General features: G+C 73.4%; 21 protein-coding genes and 1 pseudogene. 10 read left to right on the forward strand and 12 right to left on the reverse strand.

Annotation, left to right across the window (positions count from 1 at the left end):
* Window positions 1–54 precede the first annotated feature (54 nt).
* Window positions 55–627 carry a CGNR zinc finger domain-containing protein gene (locus AFM16_RS02385; RefSeq protein ID WP_078632049.1) on the reverse strand — a complete coding sequence of 191 codons (573 nt, stop codon included), beginning with the start codon at window positions 625–627 and terminating at the stop codon, window positions 55–57.
* 162 nt (window positions 628–789) lie between these two features.
* On the opposite strand from AFM16_RS02385, the pseudogene AFM16_RS02390 reads away from it, so the two are divergent.
* A pseudogene (locus AFM16_RS02390) lies at window positions 790–1764 on the forward strand (MFS transporter); the annotation flags it as partial.
* 148 nt (window positions 1765–1912) lie between these two features.
* Here the strand turns inward: AFM16_RS02390 and AFM16_RS39815 are convergent.
* From AFM16_RS39815 to AFM16_RS02405, 3 genes are all read right to left on the reverse strand, one after another.
* The gene (locus AFM16_RS39815) at window positions 1913–2713 is read right to left on the reverse strand and encodes a VOC family protein (RefSeq protein WP_078632051.1); all 801 of its coding nucleotides are present in this window, start codon (window positions 2711–2713) and stop codon (window positions 1913–1915) included.
* Window positions 2714–2836: 123 nt separating this feature from the next.
* A complete protein-coding gene (locus tag AFM16_RS02400) occupies window positions 2837–3340 on the reverse strand; it encodes a lamin tail domain-containing protein (RefSeq protein WP_030781109.1) in 504 nt (167 codons plus the stop codon).
* Window positions 3341–3448: 108 nt separating this feature from the next.
* Window positions 3449–3784 (reverse strand): hypothetical protein, encoded by a 336-nt coding sequence (locus tag AFM16_RS02405; RefSeq protein WP_078632053.1) that lies wholly within the window; start codon window positions 3782–3784, stop codon window positions 3449–3451.
* 159 nt (window positions 3785–3943) lie between these two features.
* Between AFM16_RS02405 and AFM16_RS02410 the strand changes: the two genes are divergently transcribed.
* From AFM16_RS02410 to AFM16_RS02430, 5 genes are all read left to right on the forward strand, one after another.
* A complete protein-coding gene (locus AFM16_RS02410) occupies window positions 3944–5470 on the forward strand; it encodes an FAD-dependent oxidoreductase (protein WP_078632055.1) in 1527 nt (508 codons plus the stop codon).
* Window positions 5471–5498: 28 nt separating this feature from the next.
* Window positions 5499–5678, forward strand: coding sequence for a hypothetical protein (locus AFM16_RS02415; RefSeq protein ID WP_078632057.1), 180 nt, complete (start codon window positions 5499–5501; stop codon window positions 5676–5678).
* Window positions 5679–5767: 89 nt separating this feature from the next.
* A complete protein-coding gene (locus tag AFM16_RS02420; protein WP_030781121.1) occupies window positions 5768–6457 on the forward strand; it encodes a HemK2/MTQ2 family protein methyltransferase in 690 nt (229 codons plus the stop codon).
* Window positions 6441–6659, forward strand: a complete 219-nt coding sequence (locus AFM16_RS02425) for a CDGSH iron-sulfur domain-containing protein (RefSeq protein ID WP_179123243.1) — start codon at window positions 6441–6443, stop codon at window positions 6657–6659. Before AFM16_RS02420 ends, AFM16_RS02425 begins: the two co-directional genes overlap by 17 nt.
* Complete coding sequence (locus tag AFM16_RS02430) at window positions 6656–7669, forward strand: iron-containing redox enzyme family protein (protein WP_078632061.1); 1014 nt, start codon at window positions 6656–6658, stop codon at window positions 7667–7669. The genes AFM16_RS02425 and AFM16_RS02430 overlap by 4 nt, the downstream gene beginning before the upstream one ends.
* A gap of 7 nt (window positions 7670–7676) precedes the next feature.
* Here the strand turns inward: AFM16_RS02430 and AFM16_RS02435 are convergent, their stop codons facing one another.
* The 3 genes from AFM16_RS02435 to AFM16_RS02445 all read right to left on the reverse strand — a co-directional run bounded on the left by AFM16_RS02435 (window position 7677) and on the right by AFM16_RS02445 (window position 12743).
* Window positions 7677–8009, reverse strand: coding sequence for a DUF6479 family protein (locus tag AFM16_RS02435; protein WP_030781130.1), 333 nt, complete (start codon window positions 8007–8009; stop codon window positions 7677–7679).
* Between the two features lie 61 nt (window positions 8010–8070).
* The gene (locus tag AFM16_RS02440) at window positions 8071–10200 is read right to left on the reverse strand and encodes a SpoIIE family protein phosphatase (RefSeq protein WP_256861263.1); all 2130 of its coding nucleotides are present in this window, start codon (window positions 10198–10200) and stop codon (window positions 8071–8073) included.
* A gap of 29 nt (window positions 10201–10229) precedes the next feature.
* Window positions 10230–12743, reverse strand: a complete 2514-nt coding sequence (locus tag AFM16_RS02445) for a SpoIIE family protein phosphatase (RefSeq protein WP_078632063.1) — start codon at window positions 12741–12743, stop codon at window positions 10230–10232.
* Window positions 12744–12865: 122 nt separating this feature from the next.
* Here AFM16_RS02445 and ligD point away from each other — a divergent pair, with 122 nt between their 5' ends.
* Window positions 12866–13816 (forward strand): non-homologous end-joining DNA ligase, encoded by a 951-nt coding sequence (gene ligD, locus AFM16_RS02450; RefSeq protein WP_078632065.1) that lies wholly within the window; start codon window positions 12866–12868, stop codon window positions 13814–13816.
* Between the two features lie 25 nt (window positions 13817–13841).
* Here the strand turns inward: ligD and AFM16_RS02455 are convergent, their stop codons facing one another.
* On the reverse strand, window positions 13842–14402 hold the full coding sequence (locus tag AFM16_RS02455) for a type 1 glutamine amidotransferase domain-containing protein (RefSeq protein WP_078632067.1): 561 nt from the start codon (window positions 14400–14402) through the stop codon (window positions 13842–13844).
* Between the two features lie 133 nt (window positions 14403–14535).
* Between AFM16_RS02455 and AFM16_RS02460 the strand changes: the two genes are divergently transcribed.
* Window positions 14536–15507 (forward strand): LLM class F420-dependent oxidoreductase, encoded by a 972-nt coding sequence (locus AFM16_RS02460; RefSeq protein WP_030781147.1) that lies wholly within the window; start codon window positions 14536–14538, stop codon window positions 15505–15507.
* On the opposite strand, the gene AFM16_RS02465 is transcribed toward AFM16_RS02460, so the two are convergent.
* Genes AFM16_RS02465 through AFM16_RS02475 form a run of 3 tightly spaced genes read right to left on the reverse strand, consistent with a single transcriptional unit; the run spans window position 15500 to window position 17162 of the window.
* Window positions 15500–16219, reverse strand: coding sequence for a metallophosphoesterase family protein (locus tag AFM16_RS02465; protein ID WP_078632069.1), 720 nt, complete (start codon window positions 16217–16219; stop codon window positions 15500–15502). The two genes, AFM16_RS02460 and AFM16_RS02465, sit on opposite strands and share 8 nt — an antisense overlap.
* Window positions 16216–16461, reverse strand: coding sequence for a BON domain-containing protein (locus tag AFM16_RS02470; RefSeq protein ID WP_030781151.1), 246 nt, complete (start codon window positions 16459–16461; stop codon window positions 16216–16218). The genes AFM16_RS02465 and AFM16_RS02470 overlap by 4 nt, the downstream gene beginning before the upstream one ends.
* On the reverse strand, window positions 16458–17162 hold the full coding sequence (locus tag AFM16_RS02475; RefSeq protein ID WP_078636812.1) for a nucleotidyltransferase family protein: 705 nt from the start codon (window positions 17160–17162) through the stop codon (window positions 16458–16460). Before AFM16_RS02475 ends, AFM16_RS02470 begins: the two co-directional genes overlap by 4 nt.
* A gap of 211 nt (window positions 17163–17373) precedes the next feature.
* Here AFM16_RS02475 and AFM16_RS02480 point away from each other — a divergent pair, with 211 nt between their 5' ends.
* Complete coding sequence (locus tag AFM16_RS02480) at window positions 17374–17946, forward strand: cysteine hydrolase family protein (protein ID WP_078632071.1); 573 nt, start codon at window positions 17374–17376, stop codon at window positions 17944–17946.
* A gap of 45 nt (window positions 17947–17991) precedes the next feature.
* Window positions 17992–19797: a thiamine pyrophosphate-requiring protein gene (locus AFM16_RS02485; protein ID WP_078632073.1), complete on the forward strand. Its 1806-nt coding sequence runs from the start codon at window positions 17992–17994 to the stop codon at window positions 19795–19797.
* 18 nt (window positions 19798–19815) lie between these two features.
* Here the strand turns inward: AFM16_RS02485 and AFM16_RS02490 are convergent, their stop codons facing one another.
* On the reverse strand, window positions 19816–20439 hold the full coding sequence (locus tag AFM16_RS02490) for a 3'-5' exonuclease (protein WP_078632075.1): 624 nt from the start codon (window positions 20437–20439) through the stop codon (window positions 19816–19818).
* Window positions 20440–20604: the final 165 nt, after the last annotated feature.

Genomic DNA, 20604 nt, shown 5'->3' on the forward strand with positions numbered 1-20604 from the left:
CGGTCACCCGGGTCCCTTGACGGTCACCCGGGGGCCGAGAGCGGCTCGGGACGCTCAGTCCCGGGCCGCCTTGCGGGCCCTGAAGGCCGCCGCCTTGACCCGGCTCCGGCAGGCCGTGGAGCAGAAGTGGCGGACCGCGTTGCGGGAGGCGTCCACGTAGACGCGGTCGCAGTGCGGGGCCGCGCAGACGCCGAGGCGTCCGGCGAGGTCGCTGCCGATCGCCAGTGCCAGGGCGGTGGCGCAGCCGGCGCTCCACCCCACGGAGAGGCTGTCGTCGGAGCCGTGGAAGTGGACTTGCCAGGGCTCGCCCTCGACGCGGTCGAGCTGGGGGCGGGCGCCGGTGGCGAGCAGCAGGACGTTCACCGTGCGGGCCGCCTCGTCGAGTCGGTCGCGGTCGACGGCCTCGAACACCGCCCGCATCTGCTGTGCGGTGTGGGCGAGGTGGGTGGCGTGTCCCGGCTCGACCGAGGAGCGGTGCGGCGACGGGGGCAGCGCCTCGTGCACCGCCTGCGGCAGCCGGGTCCCCCGCGGAGCGGTGTAGGGGCGTCCCTGCCGCTCGCCGTCGGTCAGCGTATTCACGAGGGAGACGGCCGCGTCGAGCAGCGCCACCACGTGACCATCGAACATCACTTGACCGGTCACTCCTTCGATCTCTAGCGTGCCTGTGCGACCGACGATATCCATGTGGTCGGTCACGCACGAGAGATACGCGAGGGGGGATGCGTGGAGTCTGCGCAGAGCGAGAAGCGCCTGCCGCGCGCGGTGCGGCTGCTGATCGTGGCGCGGGCGGTGAACCGGCTGGGGGCGTTCTCGCTGCCCTTCCTCACCGTGCTGCTCACGACGGACTTCGGCGCCGGTACGGCCGTCGCCGGGTACATCGGGGCCGCCTTCGGGCTCGCCACGATTCCCTCGCGTCTGGTCGGCGGGCGCCTGGCCGACCGTATCGGCCGACGGCGCACGATGGTGACCGGGCTGACCGGGTGCGCGGTGGCGCAACTGGGGATCGCGGCGTCCGACGGCCTGGTGCCGGTGGCCTGCTTCGCGGTGCTGCTGGGGCTGGCCTTCGAGATCTACGAGCCGCCCAGCCAGGCGATGATCGCGGATGTCGTGGCACCGGGTGAACAGGTCCGCGCCTACGGCCTGTTGAACGCGGCCCTGGCCGTGGCGGGCATGGGCGCGGGTCTGCTGGCGGCCGGGCTCGGGCGCTGGGACCTGCGGTGGCTGTTCGTGGCCGACGCCCTCACCTGTCTGCTCTGCGCGCTGACCGTGCACCTGGTCCTGCCCGCGGACCACGTCACGGCGGCGACGGCGGCCGGGGAGGCGGCGGGTGTCGCCCCCTGGCGGGACCGGTCGTTGCTCGTGATGCTCGCGGCGGGGACGCTGTTCGCTGTCGCCCATCTCCAGATAGCGATCGGGGTGCCGCTGTCCCTGGAAGCGCGCGGACTACAACCCGCGGACGCCGGGCTGCTGTTCGCGGTGTCCGCGCTCACGCTCACCGCGGGACAGCCACTCCTGCGGCTGAGACCGCTGGCCGCGCTCCCGACACCCACCGCTTTCGCGGGCGGCTATCTCCTGATGGCCCTCGGCCTCGCCGGATACGCGCTCGCCCACGGCCTGCTCGGCCACCTCGCGGCGACCGTCACATGGAGCGCGGGCGATCTGCTTCTCGTGGGACGCGCGTACGCGCTCGTCGCGCACCTCGCCCCCGTCGGCGGGACGGCACGCTATCTGGCGGTGTACGGCACGAGTTGGGGTGTCGCCGGGGTCGTCGCGCCGCTGGCCGGCACGCAGTTGCTCGACCGGGCCGGAGCAGGCGGACTGTGGTGCGCCATGTCCTCGGCGTGTCTGGTCCTCGCGCTTGTGCACCCTGCCTGGATCCGCGCCGCCGACGACGGGACGCGCGGGCGGTGGCTCAGGTCGTCGTGGGTCGCTGGGCGGCCAGGAGGACGAAGTCTGCGTTCCAGGGGTCGAGGCAGACGGCCAGGCGGCCGACGTCGGGGACGTCTTCGGGGCCCATCTGGATGTTGCCGCCGTTCTCCGTGACCTTCGCGACCGCGGTGTCGCAGTCCTCGACGCCGAAGACCGGGTGCCAGTAGGGGCGGCCGTCCGTGAGGGTGAGGTTGACCTCGGTCATCTCCATGACGCCGCCGTGCATCCGCTCCTCGGGCAGTCCGGCGGGGGTGATCAGGTCGTACTCACCGGCGTCGCCCTGGAGGTCCATGGCGTCGAAGCTCCAGCCGAAGACCTCGCCGTAGAACTCCTTCGCGGCCGCCGCGTCGGTCGTGTACAGCTCGACCCAGGACAGGGAGCCGGGTGCGTCGACCAGGTCCACGCCCTTGGTCGTGCCCGGCTGCCAGGCGGCGAACTGGCCGCCGAGCGGATCGCTGAACTGGGCCATCCTGCCCCATTCGTCGAGGTCCGTCGGCGGCACCCGGACGGTGCCGCCGAGGCGCTCGACGGTCTGCGCGGCAGCGTCCGCGTCGGGGACGCTGTAGTAGATCATCCACGCCGGGCGGGCACCCTCCTCGGTGAGTCTGCCCAGCCCGGCGACGATCTTTCCGTCCTTGCGGAACATACCCCCCTCCACCCCCTCCCCCATCGGCTCGTACTCCCAGCCCAGCACCGCGGCGTAGAAGGACGCGGCGGCCCGGACGTCGGGAGCGCCGAGGTCGAGCCAGCAGGGGCTGCCCGGGGCGAAGTCGGTGGTGATCATGGGGGTTCCCTTCACGGAGCGGTCTTCCCAGCCTGACACCGGGGTGCGGCACGCGCCCGTCAGGTGCGCCTGATCCGGGCGGACGGCTCGTCGTGAAGGGGGCGCGGAGACCCGCGCGGTCCGTCAGCCGTGGTAGTTGATGTACCCGTTGCCGTCGGCGTCGTTGGCGCGCTTGGTGTAGGAGTGCACGTCGGCACGGGCCCCGCCGGGCTTCAGCAGGTAGATGGTGTCCTTGTCGTTGTTCCAGATGAAGTTGCAGTTCTGGCGGTAGACGACATTGCCGGCGTCGGAGTCGGTGCCCCGGCCGCCGCGCAGCTTCACGTAGTCCCCCGGCTCCAGCTTGTGGGAGGCGGTGAAGGTGAACTTGTTCCCCGTGGCGTCCTTGACGACGTACCCCTTGAGGTTGACGGTCGCGGTCCGCGAGTAGTTCTTGATCGTCAGGTACTCGTTCTTGGTGTTGCCGCCCGAGCAGCGGTTGGAGTCGCTGCCCGGGGCGTCGTACTGGACACCCTTGACCTTCAGCGCGGACGTGTACTCGGCGGCCTGAGCCGGCACGGCGGTGACCACGGCGAGCGTCCCGGCGGCGGCAGCGGCGGCCGACACGGCGAAGGCACGGCGTATGGACATGAGGATTCCCCCCTCATTGGTGCGAGTGAAGCGTGTGGAGCCTACCCGAGGTGATCAGAGGGTGTTCGCCGTGTGAGGAAATCGTGAAGGAGATAGCTTTCAGCCCGTTCACTCCGGGTGGGCCACCGCCTCCCGCTGGAGCTGTACGGCGGCCAGCAGGCTCAGCGTCGGCTCCGCGCGGCGCAGCGCCTTCACCGCCGCGACCGAGGTGAGATCCCCCTCGAAACCGGCCGCCGCGAGCCGCGCGCGCACCCAGCGGGCGCGCAGCCGCGGCCCGTCGGCGCCGGCGGTCGACTCCACGAGCGCGGCGGCCCGTTCCAGCCCCGGCCGTTCCTCCGGCGACGCCGACGCGAGCGCCTCGCGCAGTGCCGCGGCGACCACGTCCGCGTCCCGGATCGTCAACACCACGTCGCTCGTCCGGCTCAGCCCCAGGAATCCTGTCATGCACGGCATCCTGACCGCCGGATTCCTTGCCTGCCAAGGGACTTGAGGAGCTTCAGAGGGTCGGGCGCATCGCCGCGCCCACTGTATGGAGACCTCCGGATCACGGTGGCTCCGGCCGGACGCCCGTTCCGGTCGTCGGCAGATGGGCACTCGGGCGGCATGAACAGCGATACCGCAGTCCAGGGCTCCTACTGGCTGGAGACCGCGCCGCCCGGCGCGCCCGCGCCGCCGCCGACCGGTGATCTCGACGTCGACGTCGCCGTGATCGGCGCCGGGATCGCGGGGCTGTCGACGGCCTGGGAGCTGGTCCGGCAGGGGCGGGGCGTGGCCGTGCTGGAGGCCGGGCGGGTCGCCGCCGGGGTGACCGGGCACACCACGGCCAAGCTGAGCGCGCTGCACACTCTCGTCTACGACCATCTGCGCCGCACCCGGGGCCCCGAGGGCGCACGGCTGTACGCGCGGTCGCAGAGCGAGGCGATCCGGCACGCCGCCGGGATCGCCGAGGAGCTGGGCGTCGACTGCGACTGGGAGGAGACGGCGGCCTTCACATACGCCGAGGACTCCCGGCAGGTGGCGAGGCTGCGGGCGGAGGCCGCGGCCGCGCGCGAGGCGGGTCTGCCCGCGCGGTTCGTCACGGAGACGGAACTGCCGTTCGCGGTCGCCGGAGCGGTCCGGGTGACGGGGCAGGCCCAGTTCCACCCGCGCGCGTATCTGCTGGCGCTCACGGAGGAGCTGCGCCAGCGCGGCGGTGCCGTGTACGAGGGCACCCGCGTCGTCGGCCTGTCCGAGGGCGAGCCGTGCGTGCTGACCACCGACGCCGGGGTCTCGGTGCGCGCCCGCGAGGTCGTGGTCGCCACCCACTACCCCGTCTTCGACCGCGCCCTCCTCTTCACCCGGCTCTCCCCGCGCCGCGAACTGGTCCTCGCGGGACCCGTCGACGAGGCCCTGGCCCCGCGCGACATGTACATCACGCCGGAACGCGCCACCCGGTCCGTGCGCTCCGCGCCGTACGGGGACGGCCGGCGCCTGCTGATCGTCACCGGCGAGCACTTCACACCCGGCACCGCCGACGTGGAGGAGCGGTTCGCGCGGCTGGCGGCCTGGGCCGGCGAGCACTTCCCCGGGTTCACGGTCACCCACCGGTGGGCCACGCAGGACAACGACTCCACCGACTCCGTACCGCTGATCGGGCCGTTGCACCCCGGCAGCCGCCACACGTACGTGGCGACCGGGTTCGGCGGCTGGGGGCTGAGCGGCGGCGTCATGGCGGGCCGGCTGCTCGCCGACCTCCTCGCCGGACGGAAGGTCGCGTGGCAGGACCTCTACGATCCCCGCCGGGTGGCGTCCGTGGTCCGTGAGGGGACGACCTTCCTCAAGCACCAGGCGCAGGTGGCCCGGCACTTCGTCGGCGACCGGCTGCCCGCCGCGACCGGGACCGCCCCGCAGGACGTCCCGCCCGGCCAGGGAGCCGTGGTGCGCGTGGACGGGCGGCCGTGCGCCGTGCACCGGGACGACGACGGCCGTCTGCACGCGGTGTCGGCGCGCTGTACGCACCTCGGCTGCCTGGTGGCCTTCAACGCCGCCGAACGGGCGTGGGAGTGCCCGTGCCACGGCTCCCGTTTCGCCCCGGACGGCCAGGTCCTCCAGGGACCCGCCGTCCGACCGCTGGAACGACGCGACCTCTGAATGCCCCCCACGTGACGAGGAGTTCCCTATGTCCCCGCAGGAGTCCCCCCGTCCGACGCGGACCACCGCACGTACGAGCCCGGGGCGCGTGGGCATGCTGTGCGGAGGCATTCCGCGCCACGACCTGGAGACGGCGGGCGCCGACGCCGTCTACGACGACCCGCCCGCGCCGCCGCTCGCCGCGCTGCCGGACGCCCCGCCCGCGTGACCCCGCCGGACCGGCCCGCCGTTACGTCCGCGACCAGGGGGTACTCGTGTGACGCCCCATCCACCGACGACCCTTCCGGAGGAGCCCCGATGACGGTCGAGACCCTCGCCCTCGCTCCGCCGCCGCGCTGCTGGGTCCCCCGCGGCGTCTACCGCCCGCAGGCCGACACCGGTCTGCTGAGACGGGCGATGCGCCGCGAGGGCATCAGCGACCGGACCGACGTCCTCGACCTGGGCACCGGCAGCGGTCTGCTCGCGGTGGAGGCGGCGCGCCTGGGCGGGCGGGTGACGGCGGTGGACATCTCCTGGCGGGCCGTCGCCGCCGCGCGGTTCAACGCGCTGCTCAACGGCGAGACCGTCCGGGTGCGCCACGGCGACCTGGTGGACGCCGTGCCGGGCCGCCGCTTCGACCTCGTGGTCTCGAACCCGCCGTACGTACCCGCGCCGGACGACGCGCCGCCCCGGGGTACGGCCAGGGCGTGGGACGCGGGACGGGACGGCCGGCTGCTGATCGACCGGATCTGCGACGCCGCACCGGCGGTGCTGCGGCCGGCGGGGACGCTGCTGATGGTGCACTCGCATCTGAGCGGCGTCGACGCCACGGTGGACCGGCTCGCGGCGGCCGGGCTGCGTGCCGAGGTCGTCGACCGGGCGCGGCTGCCGTTCGGCCGTGTCCTGCGCTCACGCCTGTCCTGGCTGCGCGCCCGCGGGCTGGTGGCCGACGGTACGGCGGACAGTACGACGGAGGAACTGGTGGTGATCCGTGCCGAACATGCCTGAGCGTCCGCGCCGTGTCCGTGTGCAGCGCGACGGCCCCGTGCTGGTGGAGGGCCCGGTCGAGGTGGTGGGCGAGGACGGCGAGGTGAAGGTGTCCCACCGGTTCACGGTGGCGCTGTGCACCTGCCGCCGCAGCCGGACGATGCCCTGGTGCGACACCAGCCACCGCCGCCGCGAGCCACGCCGAGGGGACGACACGCGATGACCGAGGCCCCCGCCCGACGCGATGTCCGCCGCCGCCCGCCGCCGCTGCCCGAGCCGCGCGGCCCGCTCTCGGCCGAGGTGCTGGCCGCCCTGCGCGACCCGCGCGCCATGCGCCTCTCCCCCGTGCCCGCGGACTGCCCGCCCTACGGCGACGACCTGCAGCTCGCCCTGTACGTCCTCTACGAACTGCACTACGAGGGGTTCGACGGTGTCTCCGACCGGCTGGAGTGGGACGGCGCGCTGCTGTCCCACCGCGCCGCCCTGGAGGACCGGTTCCTCGGCGCGCTGCGGGCGGATGTGCCCGTGGACGACACGCAGACGGCCGTGGAGGCGCTCGACGCGCTCCAGATCGAGCCGGTCGGCGACGACGGGGGCGTGTCGTACTTCCTGCGGGACCACGGCACCGTCGACCTGCTGCGCGAGTACGCGGCGGTGCGCTCGCTGTACCACCTCAAGGAGGCCGACCCGCACGCCTGGGTCATCCCGAGGCTGCGCGGGCGGGCCAAGGCGGCCATGGTCGCCGTGGAGTTCGACGAGTTCGGCGCGGGCCGCCCGCAGGAGATCCACGCGGAGCTGTTCGCCGACCTGATGGAGGACCTGGGGCTGGACACGGCGTACGGGCACTATCTGGACTCCGCGCCGGCCGAGGCCCTCGCCGTCGTCAACCAGATGTCCCTGTTCGGCCTCCACCGGGCGTTGCGCGCCGCGCTGGTCGGGCATTTCGCCGCCGTCGAGGTGACCTCGTCCCCGGCCTCCCGCCGGCTGGCGGAGGCCCTGCGCCGGGTGGGCGCGGGCCCCGCGGCCGTGCGGTTCTACACGGAGCACGTGGAGGCGGACGCCGTCCACGAACAGGTCGTCCGCCATGACGTCGTGGGCGGCCTCCTGGAGAGCGAACCGCACCTGGACGCCGACGTGGTGTTCGGGATCCGGACGACCGCCTTCCTGGAGGACCGCCTGGCGGCCCGCCTGCTGGACGCCTGGAAGAACGGCGGCACGGTCCTGCCCTCGTAAGGGACTCTCAGGCCCTGTCGTCGAATCGCGGCCGGGACTGGTCCGCGCTGCGCCGGGTGGGTCCGCCGCCGAGCTGGTGCGGGTCGAGGCGTTCGCCGTCGGCGCCGGCCCGCGGCACCTCGTTGGGCTCGCGGGCCTCGCGCTCCTCGTGGACCGGCCCCGAGGCGGGCGGCGTCGGCTGCTCGGCGGGCCGCGGCGGGGCGGGCTCCCGGCGTCGTACGCCGATGCCGAGGCGTACGGCCCACACCAGCATCACCGTGATGAGCACCCCGAGGACGACGATGACGGCCATGCCCGCCCCCGATGCCGCGGCGGCTGTCTGCGCAAGTGTCGTGTTCATCGCCGCCGGGTACCCGCCGCCGCGCGTTGAATGCCACGGAACCGCCGCGTCCGCTCCGCTGTCACCCGGCCGGGTCCACGCCGATGACCAGCAGGGCGATGTCGTCGACCGGCTCGGAGACATGGCCGATGAGTTGGTCGGCAACGGCGTCGAGGTCCCCGGGGTCGGCGGCGGCGAGGTGGCCCGCGAGCGCGGTGACGGCCTCGTCGGGGTCGAGTCCGGGGCGTTCCACGAGCCCGTCGGTGTAGAGCACGAGGACGCTGCCCGGCGGCAGCGGGAAGGCGGCGGCCTGATAGGTGGTGTCGGCCTCGATGCCGAGGAGCAGGCCGGGCGGGACGTGGAGCACCTCGGTGCGGCCGTCGGGGTGCCGCAGCACGGCGGGCGGATGGCCGGCGCTGGCCAGGCAGGCGGTCCGGCGGACCAGGTCCAGATGGGCGTAGAGGCAGCTCGCGAACCGGCCCGCGTCCAGGTCGACCAGGAGCCGGTTGGTGGTGCTGAGGACGTCGGCGGGCGACGAGCCGGCCATCGCGTGGCCGTGGACCGCGGTGCGCACCTGCCCCATCAGCGCGGCCGCGTCCACGTCGTGCCCCTGGACGTCGCCGATCGCGGCGGCCACCGTCGTGTCGTCGAGGCGGATCAGGTCGTAGAAGTCGCCGCCGACCTCCATGCCGTGGCCGGACGGCCGGTAGCGGGCGGCGACCCGCAGGCCGGGCGGTGTCGGCAGGCGCCGGGGCAGCAGGGCGGCTTGGAGCTGATGGGCGACGGTGTACTGGGTGTCGTAGAGGCGGCCGCGTTCGAGGGCCTGGCCGACCAGGGCGACCAGGGCGGTGAGGGCCGCGCGTTCGGAGGGCGGGAAGTGCTGGGGGCGGTCGTAGGCGAGGACGAGCGAGCCGATGGCGCGCCCGGAGGCGACGAGCGGGAGGAACGCCCAGGACGCCTTGTCGTCGAGCTGGACGGCCCGCGGGTAGAGGCGCCGCAGCTCGTCGAAGCTGGTGAAGAAGTGCGGGGTGCAGGTGTCGACCACGCGCGCGGCGGGGGTGTCCGCGGTGAGGGGGAGGTCGTCGAAGCGGGCCATCAGTTCGGCGTCGTAGCCGCGGTGGCCGAGCATCCGCAGCCGGCCGTCGCGGGCCGCCATCAGGGCCATGGCCTTGGCGCCGAGGGCGGGCATGAGCTGGTCGGCGGCCTGGTTCACGACGTCCTGCACGCCGACGGCCTCGGTGAGCGTGGCGGCCAGGTGCATCAGGTGGTAGAGGAGTCCGGCGCGGCCGGGTCCGGCGGCGAGGCGTTCGGCCGCGGCGGACGGACCGGTCCCGGCGAGGGGGTCGCCGGGGGTGATCCGGACGCTGATGCCGGACGGGTCGGGGTACAGCTCGAAGATCAGTGGCCGGTCCGGCGGGCGCACCGCCCCGAAACGGGTGGGCTGCTCGCTGACCACGGCCGAGCGGTAGTGGTCCTCGATCTCGGGGACGTCCATCCAGGGCAGGGCCTCCCAGGGCAGCGCGCCCACCAGCTCCTCGACGGGGACGCCGAGGAGGTCGGCGGCCCCGGGCGTGACGAAGGTGAACCGGCCGGTCATGTCCAGGGCGCAGGCGCCGCCGGGCAGCCGGGCGACGTACGCGGCCAGTTCGCCCGCCTCGGCCGACACGGCGCGGGTGCGCAGCGGGTGCGGCAGGATCCGCGGCTCGTCCGGCGGGCACAGTCCGCCGTCGCCGGCCACGCGGTGCAGCAGCCGGCCGAGGCGGCGGCAGCCCGCGTCGACGGCGGCCCGCTCGCGGTCGCCGAGCAGGGCGGGGTGCGAGCCCGGCCACAGCAGCACCAGACCGCCGACGGCCGCGCCCTCGGCGGTGAGCGGGGCGGCGGCCAGCGAGAAGGGGTACGGCAGCACGAGGGAGGTGCGCGGGTAGCGGCGCGCCATCTCCTCGATGTCGCCGACCCACACCAGCTCGCCGCGGCGTACGGCGTCCGCCACCGCCACGGGCTCGGACAGGCCCACCCGGGCCCAGGGGAGCGCCATCTCGCGGGGCGCGCCGGTCAGCGCCACCAGCCACAGGGCGTCACCGGAAGGGGGCAGGACGTAGAGCAGACCGCGGGACGCGCCGCTGTCGTCGACCACGTCCAGCAGCGCCGCGTCCATCGCGTCGGGCACGGCGTCCGGCGCGGCGTGCGGCACGGCCGCTCGAAAACCGCCCATGCATGAACATTAGTCCGTTTCGGGGGCCGCTACCCCACGCCGGACGCGGCCGATCCGTCGGGCACGTGGATGTCCAGGACGCAGATGTCGTCCCGGTGGCGGGGCCGCAGGGCCGCCAGGGCGGGGGCGAGGGCCTCGACGCCGTCGGTGCGCAGCAGCCGCAGCGCCGTCTCGGCGAGCCGGTCGAAGCCCACGCCGATGTCCTCCCCCGGGTTCTCCACCAGGCCGTCGGTGTACATCAGGAGGTGGTCGCCGGGCAGCAGGTCGATCACGGCCTGTCCGAACACCGGGTCGCGCGCCGCCCCGAGCAGGATGCCCTCGGGCTGCGGCAGGAACGTCGCCTCGTCGCCGCGGATCAGCAGCGGCGGCAGATGTCCGGCCCGTACCCAGGTCAGCCGCCGGTCCTCGGCGCGGTAACAGCCCATGATCATGGTGGCGTTGGCGGCGTACGCGTCGCCCGCGGTGTGCAGCAGCAGGGTGTTGAGCCGGCTGAGCACGTCGGGGAGGGCCGATCCGGTGACGGCCATCCCCTTGGCGGTGAACCGGAGTTGGGCCATGGTGCCGACGGCGGCGAGGCTGTGCCCGGCCACGTCCCCGACCACGAACAGGGCGTTGCCGCCGGGGAGTTCGATGGCGCTGTACCAGTCACCCCCGACGTTCACCCCGGAGTCGGCGGGGATGTAGGCGACGTCCACGGACAGGCCCGCCAGCTCCAGCGTCTGTTCGGGGATCGGCAGCAGCGTCTCCTGGAGGCGGGCGGCGAGGGCGCGTTCGGCCTGGAGCATGCCACGCTGGACGAGGACGGCGCGTTCGCTCTCGTAGAGGGCGATCTCGGCGTCGCGCTGTGCCGTGAGGTCCTGGAAGAAGCCGTGCACCTCCACGGCGTTGCCGTCGGCGTCGGTCTGCGCCTCGGCGACGATCCGCAGATGCCGTACGCCGTCCGCGACCGTGATCCGGAAGTGCTGGTCGACGGCCAGGCCCTCGCCGAGCAGCCGCCGTACGGCCGTGCCGAGCCTGGGCAGGTCGTCGGGGACCAGATGCCCGGGCAGCTCCTCCAGGGTCATCGGGCCCTGGGCGGGATCCCGGTCGAAGATCGCGTAGACCTGTTCGGACCAGGTGATGGTGTTCGTGGTGAGGTCCCACCGCGCCCAGCCGAGATTGCCCAGGCGCTGCATGTCGGCGAGGCGGCGGGCCTCGCGCTCGCCCGTGTCGTGGCGGATCCAGGACACGACCAGACGGCCGCCGAGCCGGGAGACCCGCACGGAGTAGGTGGAACGGCGGGGGACGCCGGCGAGCACCTCCTCGTAGGCGAAGGGTTCGCTGTCGTAGGTGGTGCCCGTCGCCAGGGTGTCCAGATAGGCGTCCCACAGGGCGCTGCCGGCCACCGTCGGATACGTCTCCAGGATGCTGCGGCCCACCAGTTCCTTGCCCCGGCGTCCCGCCACGTCGACGGACTCGGGGGCCGCCGCCTCGATCCGGAAGTCCTCGACCGCCCCCGTCTCCGTCCACAGCGGGAGCAGCAGGACCGCGGGTCCGGGCAGGGCGTCGAAGATCCGCTGGACGGTGTCGACGTCGTCCCGCACCGGGTCGGATCCCGCCCCGTCCCGGCCGTCGCGCGAGGGGCGGCGCGGCGGGCGGCCGGGCAGGGGGCCGCGCAGCGGTCCGGCGCACAGGCGGACGGACCGGCGCAGCAGGGACCGCGTGGCGGTGTCGAACGGGCCGGGGCGGGTGCGAAGGAAGCCCACGGCGGCCTCGGCCGCGCGCTCCTCGGGGACGGGGATCCAGGCGCGGGAGGGCCAGCGGGTGGGCGGATCGCCGATCAGCAGATAGCGGGTGGCGTCGCGCGCCGGGTCCTCCAGCCAGAGCGGTTCGCCCTCGGCGACCGCCTGCAGGGCGGCGACACCGGCGAGCGGCGGGATGTGGCTCCACTGGGCGGCGAGGGCGGCGTCGATGCCCGCGTGCCCGGTGAGTTCCAGGGTGCCGGCGGCCGTGACGGTGTAGATCATCACGGCGTCCACGCCCGCCTCGCCGGACAGCGCGGTCCGCAGCAGATGGGCGATGTCGCCGCAGGTGCGGGCGCCGGCCAGGGCGTCGGCGAGCCCGGACAGCGGTGTCGGCCGGGCAGTGCCGGGCAGGTACTGGACGGTTTCGAACGGGGAGGGGCCGGAGCCGTCCTCGGGTGCCTCGGTGTCCGGCCCCGCGGTGGGTGACGGCGGCTGCCCGGAGCCGTGGCCGGAGCGGGCTGCGCGACCGGTGCGGCCCAGGGTGATCCAGCACTCCTCCATCAAGGTGCGCCGGTGCCGCGCGGCCCTGGTGAGCAGCAGCTCGTACGCGGTGTCCGCCGGCACGCCCGCCTGGGCCATGAGGACGCCCTTGGCCCGTTCGACGACGGCCGTCATCGAGGCGACGCCTTCGAGGTCCACGACCTCGGCGCGCAGCCTGGCCACCACCTTGGCCAGGGCGAGCACCCCGGGGGCGGCGCCCTCGTCGGGGCGAGCGGGCCCGGGGAGCGCGGGGTCGGGGAGTGCAGGGTCGCTCTCCATGGTCCGAGCATGCCACGCCGGGTCGGGCACGGAGGGGTTTCGACCAGCCGGAGCGGGTTACGCGGGCCGGGTCAACGGCCCCCGGCCCAGGAAGGCGTCGCCATGGCCCAGGCGGTCCCGTCGTGAACGCCGACGACACGCGCACGGTCCGCGCGGGGCGGCGCGCCGTCGAGGTGCACCGGCCCGGCAAGGTGCTGCTCCCCGGCCTCGGGGACGGCGAGGCGTGCACGAAGGCCGACCTGGTGGAGTACTACAGCGCGGCGGCCGAGTTCATGCTGCCGCACCTGCGCGGCCGGCCGCTGATGCTGGAGCGGTATCCGGACGGGCTCGACGGACCCCGGTTCATGCAGAAGAACACCCCGGACCACTATCCGGAGTGGGTCACCCGGGTCGAGATGCCGAAGGAGGGCGGAACGGTCCGCCACCTGGTGTGCGACGACCCCGCCACCCTGGTCCTGCTCGCCGACCAGGCGTGCCTGACCCTGCACCGCTGGCTGTCGCGGGCGGACCGGCCGGACCGGCCCGACCTGATGGTCTTCGACCTCGACCCCGCAGGCACAGGCACGGATACGGACGACTTCGCCCCCGTACGGGAGGCGGCCCGCCGGGTGCACGCGCTGCTGGACCGGCTGGGCCTGCCCTGCGCGCCGATGACGACGGGCTCGCGCGGGTTGCACGTCGTGGTCCCGCTCGAACGGCGCCACGGCTTCGACGAGGTGCGCGCGTTCGCGCGCGACGCCGCCGAACTGCTCGTCGCCGAACACCCCGACCGGCTGACCGTCGCCGCCCGCAAGAAGGACCGCGGCGACCGGCTCTATCTGGATGTCCAGCGCAACGCCTACGCCCAGACCGTCGTCGCCCCCTACACCGTGCGGGCCCGGCCGGGCGCGCCCGTGGCCACCCCGTTCGACTGGGAGCAGTTGGACGACCCCGGCCTCGGCCCGCGCCGGTGGAGCGTCGCCGACGCCCTGGAGCAGGCCCGCACCCGCCCCTGGGCCGAGCTGGGCGGACGGGGCCGCGTACTGGGTCCCGCCCGGCGCAGGCTGGACCGACTCCGCGCTTCACCGGCGTGAGGGCGGTCCCGGCGCACGGCTGCCGCTAGCCCGCGGCCGCCGTCTTCTCCTCGGCCTTGGCGAACACGTCCAGGAACGTCTCGCAGAACGCCTTGAGGTCGTCCGGCTTACGACTGGTGACCAGCAGGTTCGTGCCGTGGTCGCAGATCTTCACCTGTTCGTCGACCCAGGTGCCGCCGGCGTTGCCGATGTCCGTGCGCAGGCTCGGCCACGAGGTCAGCTCGCGGCCGCGTACGACGTCCGCCTCGATGAGCGTCCAGGGCGCGTGACAGATCGCCGCGACCGGCAGACCGTTGTCGAAGAAGCCCTTCACGAACGCCACGGCGTCACGGTCGGTGCGCAGGAGGTCGGGATTGGCGACCCCGCCGGGCAGGACCAGCCCGCCGAAGGAGTCCACGGACGCCTCGCCCGCGGTCTCGTCGACCGGGAACGTGTCCGCCTTGTCGAGATGGTCGAAGGCCTGCACCTCGCCCGGCTCGGTCGACACCAGTACGGGCTCGTGGCCCGCGTCCAGCGCGGCCTGCCAGGGTTCGGTCAGCTCGACCTGCTCGACGCCCTCGGGTGCCGTCAGAAACGCGATGCGCATGATCGTTCAACGTCCTCTCGTCACAGGCAGTGGGTGTCCGGCCCCCGCGTACCCGGGAGGAGGGAGGCGACACGGGTGCGGCGCAAACAGGTCAGGTCGTTTTCGGTCCGGCAGAAGGGATAGTCGTCCCTTTATGGTGCAGATCGGATACACGATGATGACCGAGCAGGCCGGCCCCCGGGATCTGGTGGACCATGTGGTCCGCGCCGAGGCGGCGGGCTTCGACTTCTCCGTCACCTCGGACCACTACTTCCCGTGGCTGCGCTCGCAGGGCCACTCCCCCTACGCGTGGAGTCTGCTCGGCGCCGCCGCCCAGGCCACCTCGCGCATCCCGCTCATGACGTACGTGACCTGCCCGACCGTCCGCTACCACCCGGCGGTGGTGGCGCAGAAGGCGGCCACCGTCCAGTTGCTGGCCGAAGGCAGGTTCCGGCTGGGGCTCGGGGCGGGCGAGAACCTCAACGAACACGTGGTGGGCCGCGGCTGGCCCTCGGTGGACGTACGGCACGAGATGCTCGAAGAGGCCGTGCTGATCATCCGGGAGCTGTTCGAGGGCGGCCATGTGACGCGGCACGGCCCGCACTTCCAGGTGGACTCGGCCCGGCTGTGGGACCTTCCCGACCCGCCGCCGCCCGTCGGGATCGCCGTCTCCGGGGCCCGTTCGTGCGCGCTGGCCGGGCGGCTGGCGGACCTGGTCGTCGCCACCGAGCCGGACAAGGGGCTGCTGGACGCGTTCGAGGAGCACGGCGGCCGCGGAAAGCCCAAGGTGGGCCAACTGCCGGTCTGTCACGATCCCGACCGGGGGACCGCCGTGCGGCGCGCACACGACCAGTTCCGCTGGTCGGGGCTCGGCTGGAAGGTCAACTCCGAGCTTCCGCACCCGGACTCCTTCGAGGAGGCGACCCGGTTCGTCACCCCCGACGACATGGCCGCGGCCGTCCCGTGCGGCGACGACCCGGACGACTTCGTGGAGGCCGTCCGGCCGTACGCCGAGGCCGGGTTCACCGAGGTCGCGCTCGTCCAGATCGGCGGCGAGTCGCAGCACCGGTTCCTGGACTGGTCGGAGAAGACGCTGCTGCCCGCGCTGCGCGAGGCGTTCACCTGAGGTGGTACACGTGGAAGGCCCGTCCGATGACGGGCTGGGCCACATTGCGTACGGTCACTCCGCCGCTGGTCAGACCGTGTTCCGTACCGGAGTGGGCGTGGCCGTGGACGGCGAGGTCGGCGCCGGCCGAGTCGATGGCCTCGGCGAGCAGATAGCTGCCGAGGAACGGATAGATCTCCAGCGGTTCACCGGCCAGCGTGTCCGGCACCGGCGAGAAGTGGGTCAGCGCGATCCGTACGTCGCACGCGTTGCCGGCCAGTTCCTCCAGGGCGCCGCGCAGACTGTCGGCGCGGAGGCGGGAGTAGCGGACGAACTCCTTCATGACGGGCTCGCCGAACTCACCGGCGCAGCGGCCCGCGAATCCCCCGCCGAACCCCTTGGTGCCCGCCACGCCGATGCGCTCGCCGCCGTGGGTGACGACGGTCGCCTCGCCCTCCAGGACCTGGGCGCCGGCGTCCCGCAGGACGGCCGTGACCTCGTCGGCGCGGTCGGCGTGGTGGTCGTGGTTGCCCAGCACGGCGACCACCGGAACGCCCAGGTCCGTGATCTCGCGCGCGACCACCCGCGCCTCCTCCGGAGTGCCGTGCCGGGTGAGGTCGCCGGCCAGCAGGAGCACGTCGGCGCAGTCGGGGAGGGTCTCGAAGGCGAGGCGCAGGGTGCCCTGGCTCTCGGGCCCCATGTGGATGTCGCCGACGGCTGCCACCCGGGTCATGGAAGCTCCTCCGCGTGATCGGGCGCGGTGGTGTCCGCGACGACGAGATCGCCGTGCACGGGCACACCGGGCAGGGTCTCGTGGACGATGCCGAGGATGTCGTCGCGGCACTCGGCGGACGGCACCGTGCCGGTCACCAGGACGGTCTCGCCCCGGGTCTCGACGCGGATGCCCAGGGTGGCGGGGTGTCCCTCCGCCAGCCGTTCGACGAGGTGGGCCACGCGGTACTCGGTGGCGGTCATCGGTCCTCCCCCTGCCTCTCCCCCTGCCCCTCCTCCTCGATCACGTTCAGGCGTTCGAGGAGGTAGAGGAACGCGGCCGGCATGGGCCGGTCCCCGCAGCGGCGCCGCACCTCCGTCCAGTCGACCTTCTCGCGCAGCGCGCGGGCCACCGGCAGCACCGCCCCGAAGTCGCAGTGGTGCTCGGAGAAGGCGCTGTTCAGGCCGACCAGGAGATCGGTCGCGGACAGTACGGGCATCTGCACGGAGTCCACGGGGAGGTCGTCGGCGCGGTCCAGCAGCTCGGCCGTGACGGGGCCGTACGACAGCTCGAAGATGATGTCGACGTCCTGGCCGAGGCAGGTGGTCTTGAGCAGCCAGTCCTCGGGCGGGACGCGTACGGTGAGCCCGGCGTCGCGCAGCGCGGCCGCCACCGCTTCGGCGTCCTCGGGCAGGACACAGAAGTCGGCGTCGTGCTGGAGCCCGCCCCGGGCGCTGCCGCCCTGCGCGTAGACCGCCACGCTTCCGGCCAGCGCGAACCGGTGCCCGGCCCGTTTCAGGACGGCGCCCACCTTCTTGGTGGTCTCCAGGATCGCCTGACTGCGGTCGGCCGGCAGGTCCGGCTCCCGGGGCGGCGGATGCGGCTCCGACCCGTCGGCCGCCACGTGCAGGCCGGGCGGAGCGGAGCCGTGCGCGCGGGCGGGCACCGGTGCGTTCGGCCTCATGACCACTCCCTTCGCTTCCTGTGACGGGGCCCGGGTACCCGGCGCCGGGGCCGGCCACACGGAAGCCCGGCGCCGACGGTGTTCCGGCGGGCGCCCCCTCGGGTACTCGGCAGCACGTTCCCGAACGGCGGCCCGCGCCCGCGGGGCGAGCGCCCCTGCCTCACGGCGGACGGACGCCGGGCACGACACGCACGACGGTGGTGATGGCACCATGCGCACGGCCGGATCGGCGACGGGGCTCGCCCTCGTCGTGATCGACATGATCAACACCTACGAGCACAAGGACGCCGACCTGCTCGTCTCCTCCGTCGCCCGGGTCGTGCCCGTCCTGGCGGAGCTGATCCGGCGGGCCCGGGACGCGGACGTGCCGGTGATCTACGCGAACGACAACTTCGGGCTCTGGCGCTCCCAGCACGACGAACTCGTACGCACCGCGCTGGACCGTCCGCACTCCGACCTGATCGAGCCGATCCTGCCCGACGACGACTCGCTGTTCGTGATGAAGGCCCGTCATTCCATCTTCTACGAGACGCCGATGGCCTATCTGCTGTCCCAACTGGGCGTCGGCCAGGTGGTGCTGTGCGGCCAGGTCACCGAACAGTGCGTCCTGTACTCGGCGTTGGACGCGCACATCCGCCATCTGGAGGTCGTCGTGCCGAGGGACGCGGTCGCCTCCATCCATCCCCGTCTGGAGGCGGCGGCCCTGGAGATGATGGAGCGCAACATGGACGCCCGGATCGTGGGGGCGAGGGACGTGGACTTCCGGGGTACCCGGTCGCTCTGACCGCGTCCCGCCCCGCTTCCGACCCCTTTGCGAAAGGCTGCGACCATGTCGACGAAGGTCTCCGACCACATCCTGCGACGGCTGCGCGAGTGGGGGGTGGAGCATGTCTTCGCCTACCCCGGGGACGGCATCAACGGCCTCCTCGCCGCCTGGGGCCGGGCCGACGACAACCCCAGGTTCATCCAGTCGCGCCACGAGGAGATGTCGGCCTTCCAGGCGGTCGGCTACGCCAAGTTCTCCGGCCGGGTCGGGGTCTGCGCCGCCACCTCGGGCCCCGGCGCCATCCACCTCCTCAACGGCCTCTACGACGCCAAGCTCGACCATGTGCCGGTCGTGGCGATCGTGGGGCAGACCGACCGCAGCGCGATGGGCGGCTCCTACCAGCAGGAGGTCGACCTCCTGAGCCTCTACAAGGACGTCGCCTCGGACTTCTGCGAGATGGTCACCGTCCCGGAGCAACTGCCGAACGTGCTGGACCGGGCGCTGCGCACCGCGATCGCCCGCCGCACGGTGACCGCCGTGATCGTCCCGGCCGATGTGCAGCAGCTCGACTACTCCCCGCCCGAGCACGCCTTCAAGATGGTGCCCTCCAGCCTCGGCATGCCGCACTACGCGCCGGTGCCGGACGACGAGGATCTGCGCCGGGCCGCCGACGTCCTCAACTCCTGCGGGAAGATAGCCCTGTTGATCGGCCAGGGCGCACGGCACGCCCGTACGGAGGTGATGGCCGTCGCCGACCGGCTCGGCGCCGGAGTGGCCAAGGCCCTCCTGGGCAAGGACGCCCTCGACGACGACCTGCCGTACGTCACCGGCGCGATCGGACTGCTGGGCACCCGGCCGTCGTACGAGATGATGCGGGAGTGCGACGGGCTGCTGGTGATCGGCTCGTCGTTCCCCTACAGCCAGTTCCTGCCGGAGTTCGGGCAGGCCAGGGCCGTGCAGATCGACATCGACCCGCACATGGTCGGCCTGCGCTACCCGTTCGAGGTCAACCTCGTCGGGGACGCCGCCCGGACCCTGCGTCGGCTGCTGCCGCTGCTGGAGCAGGTCGAGGACCCGGCGTGGCGGACGAAGATCGAGGACAACGTCACGCGCTGGTGGGAGGTCATGGACCGGAGGGCCGCCGTCGACGCCGATCCGATCAACCCGGAGCAGGTCACCCACGCGCTCAACGACGTTCTCCCGGAGAACGTGATCCTGAGCGCCGACTCGGGCTCGGCCGCCAACTGGTACGCCCGCCATCTGAAGTTGCGCGGCGCGATGCGCGGTTCGCTGTCGGGCACGCTCGCGACGATGGGTCCTGGTGTGCCGTACGCGATCGGGGCGAAGTTCGCGCACGGCGACCGGCCCGCGATCGCGCTCGTCGGGGACGGGGCGATGCAGATGAACGGCATGGCGGAGCTGATCACCGTCGCCAAGTACTGGCGGGAGTGGGAGGATCCGCGGCTGATCGTCGCCGTGTTCAACAACCAGGATCTGAACCAGGTGACGTGGGAGATGCGGGCCATGTCCGGCGCCCCGCAGTTCCTGCCCTCACAGGCGCTCCCGGACGTCGGTTACGCCGATTTCGCGCGCTCGATCGGCCTGGCCGGGGTACGCGTGGAGAAGCCGGAGCAGGTGGCCGGCGCGTGGGAGACCGCGCTCGTGGCGGACCGGCCGTGCGTGCTCGACTTCGTCACCGACCCCGCCGTACCGCCGATCCCGCCGCACGCCACGCTGGAACAGATCGAGGCGGCCGTGGCGTCCGTCCTCAAGGGCGACAGCGACCGCGGGGCGATGGTCCGGCAGGGCTTCAAGGCCAAGATCCAGGACTTCCTGCCGGGGAACCGCCACGGGGAGAGCGGGCGCTGAGCGAGGTGGTGCGCGGGGTCAGCGGGCGCGCGTGGCACTCGCCGCCGACCACGGATCCGCCGCCGGCCGCGGCCAGGCGTCGCGGGCCGCCAGGTCCAGGACGAGCGCGGCGATGTTCCAGGCGTCGTCCTCGCCCCGGTGGTGGCGGCCCTCCAGGGGCAGCCCGGCAATCTCGAGGGCCTGGCTCATGCCGGGCCTGCGGCGCAGACCGTAGGACGTGGTGAAGACGGCCTTGGCGTTGGTGTGGGTGCGTTCGGCGGGGTGGCCGAAGGGGTAGGCCACGCCGTCAGCCTTGCTCTGGCGGGCGAACTGGTGGCGGTCGTAGTCGCCCCAGCTCGCCCAGGGCCGTACGCCCGCCTCGTACTCCTCGGCCAGGGTCCGGCACGCCTCGGCGAACGACACACCGCGGTCCACCTCGGCCTGGGTGAGGCCGGTCAGCTCGGTGCAGAAGGGGCTGACCGTCGACCGGCCGGGCCGGACCAGGATCCGGTGCCGGGACACCCGCCGCCGCGCCGCCACGTCCACGACCGTGAGCCCGATCTCGATGATCTCGTTCACCGAGCCGGGCGGCGGCTGCCCGTCCCAGCAGGTGGCTTCGACGTCGATGACGTTCAGGAGGGCGGGTGTGTGGACGTGGGCCATGGGAGGAGGCTACGGAGGCCGCGGGCGGCGGGGCATCTGTATTTCCGCGCCGGTGATCTCCGGCGCGGAACAGACACACACATATCAGGCACCATGGACAGTGTGCGTCAGGGGGGATCACCGGGGCGCCGCCGGACGTTTCCCCTACGACGGGTGGTCTGAGAA

It is taken from the genome of Streptomyces antibioticus, assembly GCF_002019855.1.
GTDB classification, from domain to species: domain Bacteria; phylum Actinomycetota; class Actinomycetes; order Streptomycetales; family Streptomycetaceae; genus Streptomyces; species Streptomyces antibioticus_B.

What these genes read in the sequence shown, in the direction of transcription:
- AFM16_RS02460 (WP_030781147.1), top strand. Translation starts at nt 14,536, where the DNA reads ATGGTGCAGATCGGATACACGATGATGACCGAGCAGGCCGGCCCCCGG.
- AFM16_RS02445 (WP_078632063.1), bottom strand. Translation starts at nt 12,743, where the DNA reads ATGGAGAGCGACCCTGCACTCCCCGACCCCGCGCTCCCCGGGCCCGCT.
- AFM16_RS02480 (WP_078632071.1), top strand. Translation starts at nt 17,374, where the DNA reads ATGCGCACGGCCGGATCGGCGACGGGGCTCGCCCTCGTCGTGATCGAC.
- AFM16_RS02405 (WP_078632053.1), bottom strand. Translation starts at nt 3,784, where the DNA reads ATGACAGGATTCCTGGGGCTGAGCCGGACGAGCGACGTGGTGTTGACG.
- AFM16_RS02490 (WP_078632075.1), bottom strand. Translation starts at nt 20,439, where the DNA reads ATGGCCCACGTCCACACACCCGCCCTCCTGAACGTCATCGACGTCGAA.
- AFM16_RS02475 (WP_078636812.1), bottom strand. Translation starts at nt 17,162, where the DNA reads ATGAGGCCGAACGCACCGGTGCCCGCCCGCGCGCACGGCTCCGCTCCG.
- AFM16_RS02455 (WP_078632067.1), bottom strand. Translation starts at nt 14,402, where the DNA reads ATGCGCATCGCGTTTCTGACGGCACCCGAGGGCGTCGAGCAGGTCGAG.
- AFM16_RS39815 (WP_078632051.1), bottom strand. Translation starts at nt 2,713, where the DNA reads ATGATCACCACCGACTTCGCCCCGGGCAGCCCCTGCTGGCTCGACCTC.
- AFM16_RS02410 (WP_078632055.1), top strand. Translation starts at nt 3,944, where the DNA reads ATGAACAGCGATACCGCAGTCCAGGGCTCCTACTGGCTGGAGACCGCG.
- AFM16_RS02470 (WP_030781151.1), bottom strand. Translation starts at nt 16,461, where the DNA reads ATGACCGCCACCGAGTACCGCGTGGCCCACCTCGTCGAACGGCTGGCG.
- AFM16_RS02385 (WP_078632049.1), bottom strand. Translation starts at nt 627, where the DNA reads ATGTTCGATGGTCACGTGGTGGCGCTGCTCGACGCGGCCGTCTCCCTC.
- AFM16_RS02430 (WP_078632061.1), top strand. Translation starts at nt 6,656, where the DNA reads ATGACCGAGGCCCCCGCCCGACGCGATGTCCGCCGCCGCCCGCCGCCG.
- AFM16_RS02400 (WP_030781109.1), bottom strand. Translation starts at nt 3,340, where the DNA reads ATGTCCATACGCCGTGCCTTCGCCGTGTCGGCCGCCGCTGCCGCCGCC.
- AFM16_RS02415 (WP_078632057.1), top strand. Translation starts at nt 5,499, where the DNA reads ATGTCCCCGCAGGAGTCCCCCCGTCCGACGCGGACCACCGCACGTACG.
- AFM16_RS02465 (WP_078632069.1), bottom strand. Translation starts at nt 16,219, where the DNA reads ATGACCCGGGTGGCAGCCGTCGGCGACATCCACATGGGGCCCGAGAGC.
- AFM16_RS02420 (WP_030781121.1), top strand. Translation starts at nt 5,768, where the DNA reads ATGACGGTCGAGACCCTCGCCCTCGCTCCGCCGCCGCGCTGCTGGGTC.
- AFM16_RS02440 (WP_256861263.1), bottom strand. Translation starts at nt 10,200, where the DNA reads ATGGGCGGTTTTCGAGCGGCCGTGCCGCACGCCGCGCCGGACGCCGTG.
- AFM16_RS02435 (WP_030781130.1), bottom strand. Translation starts at nt 8,009, where the DNA reads ATGAACACGACACTTGCGCAGACAGCCGCCGCGGCATCGGGGGCGGGC.
- AFM16_RS02485 (WP_078632073.1), top strand. Translation starts at nt 17,992, where the DNA reads ATGTCGACGAAGGTCTCCGACCACATCCTGCGACGGCTGCGCGAGTGG.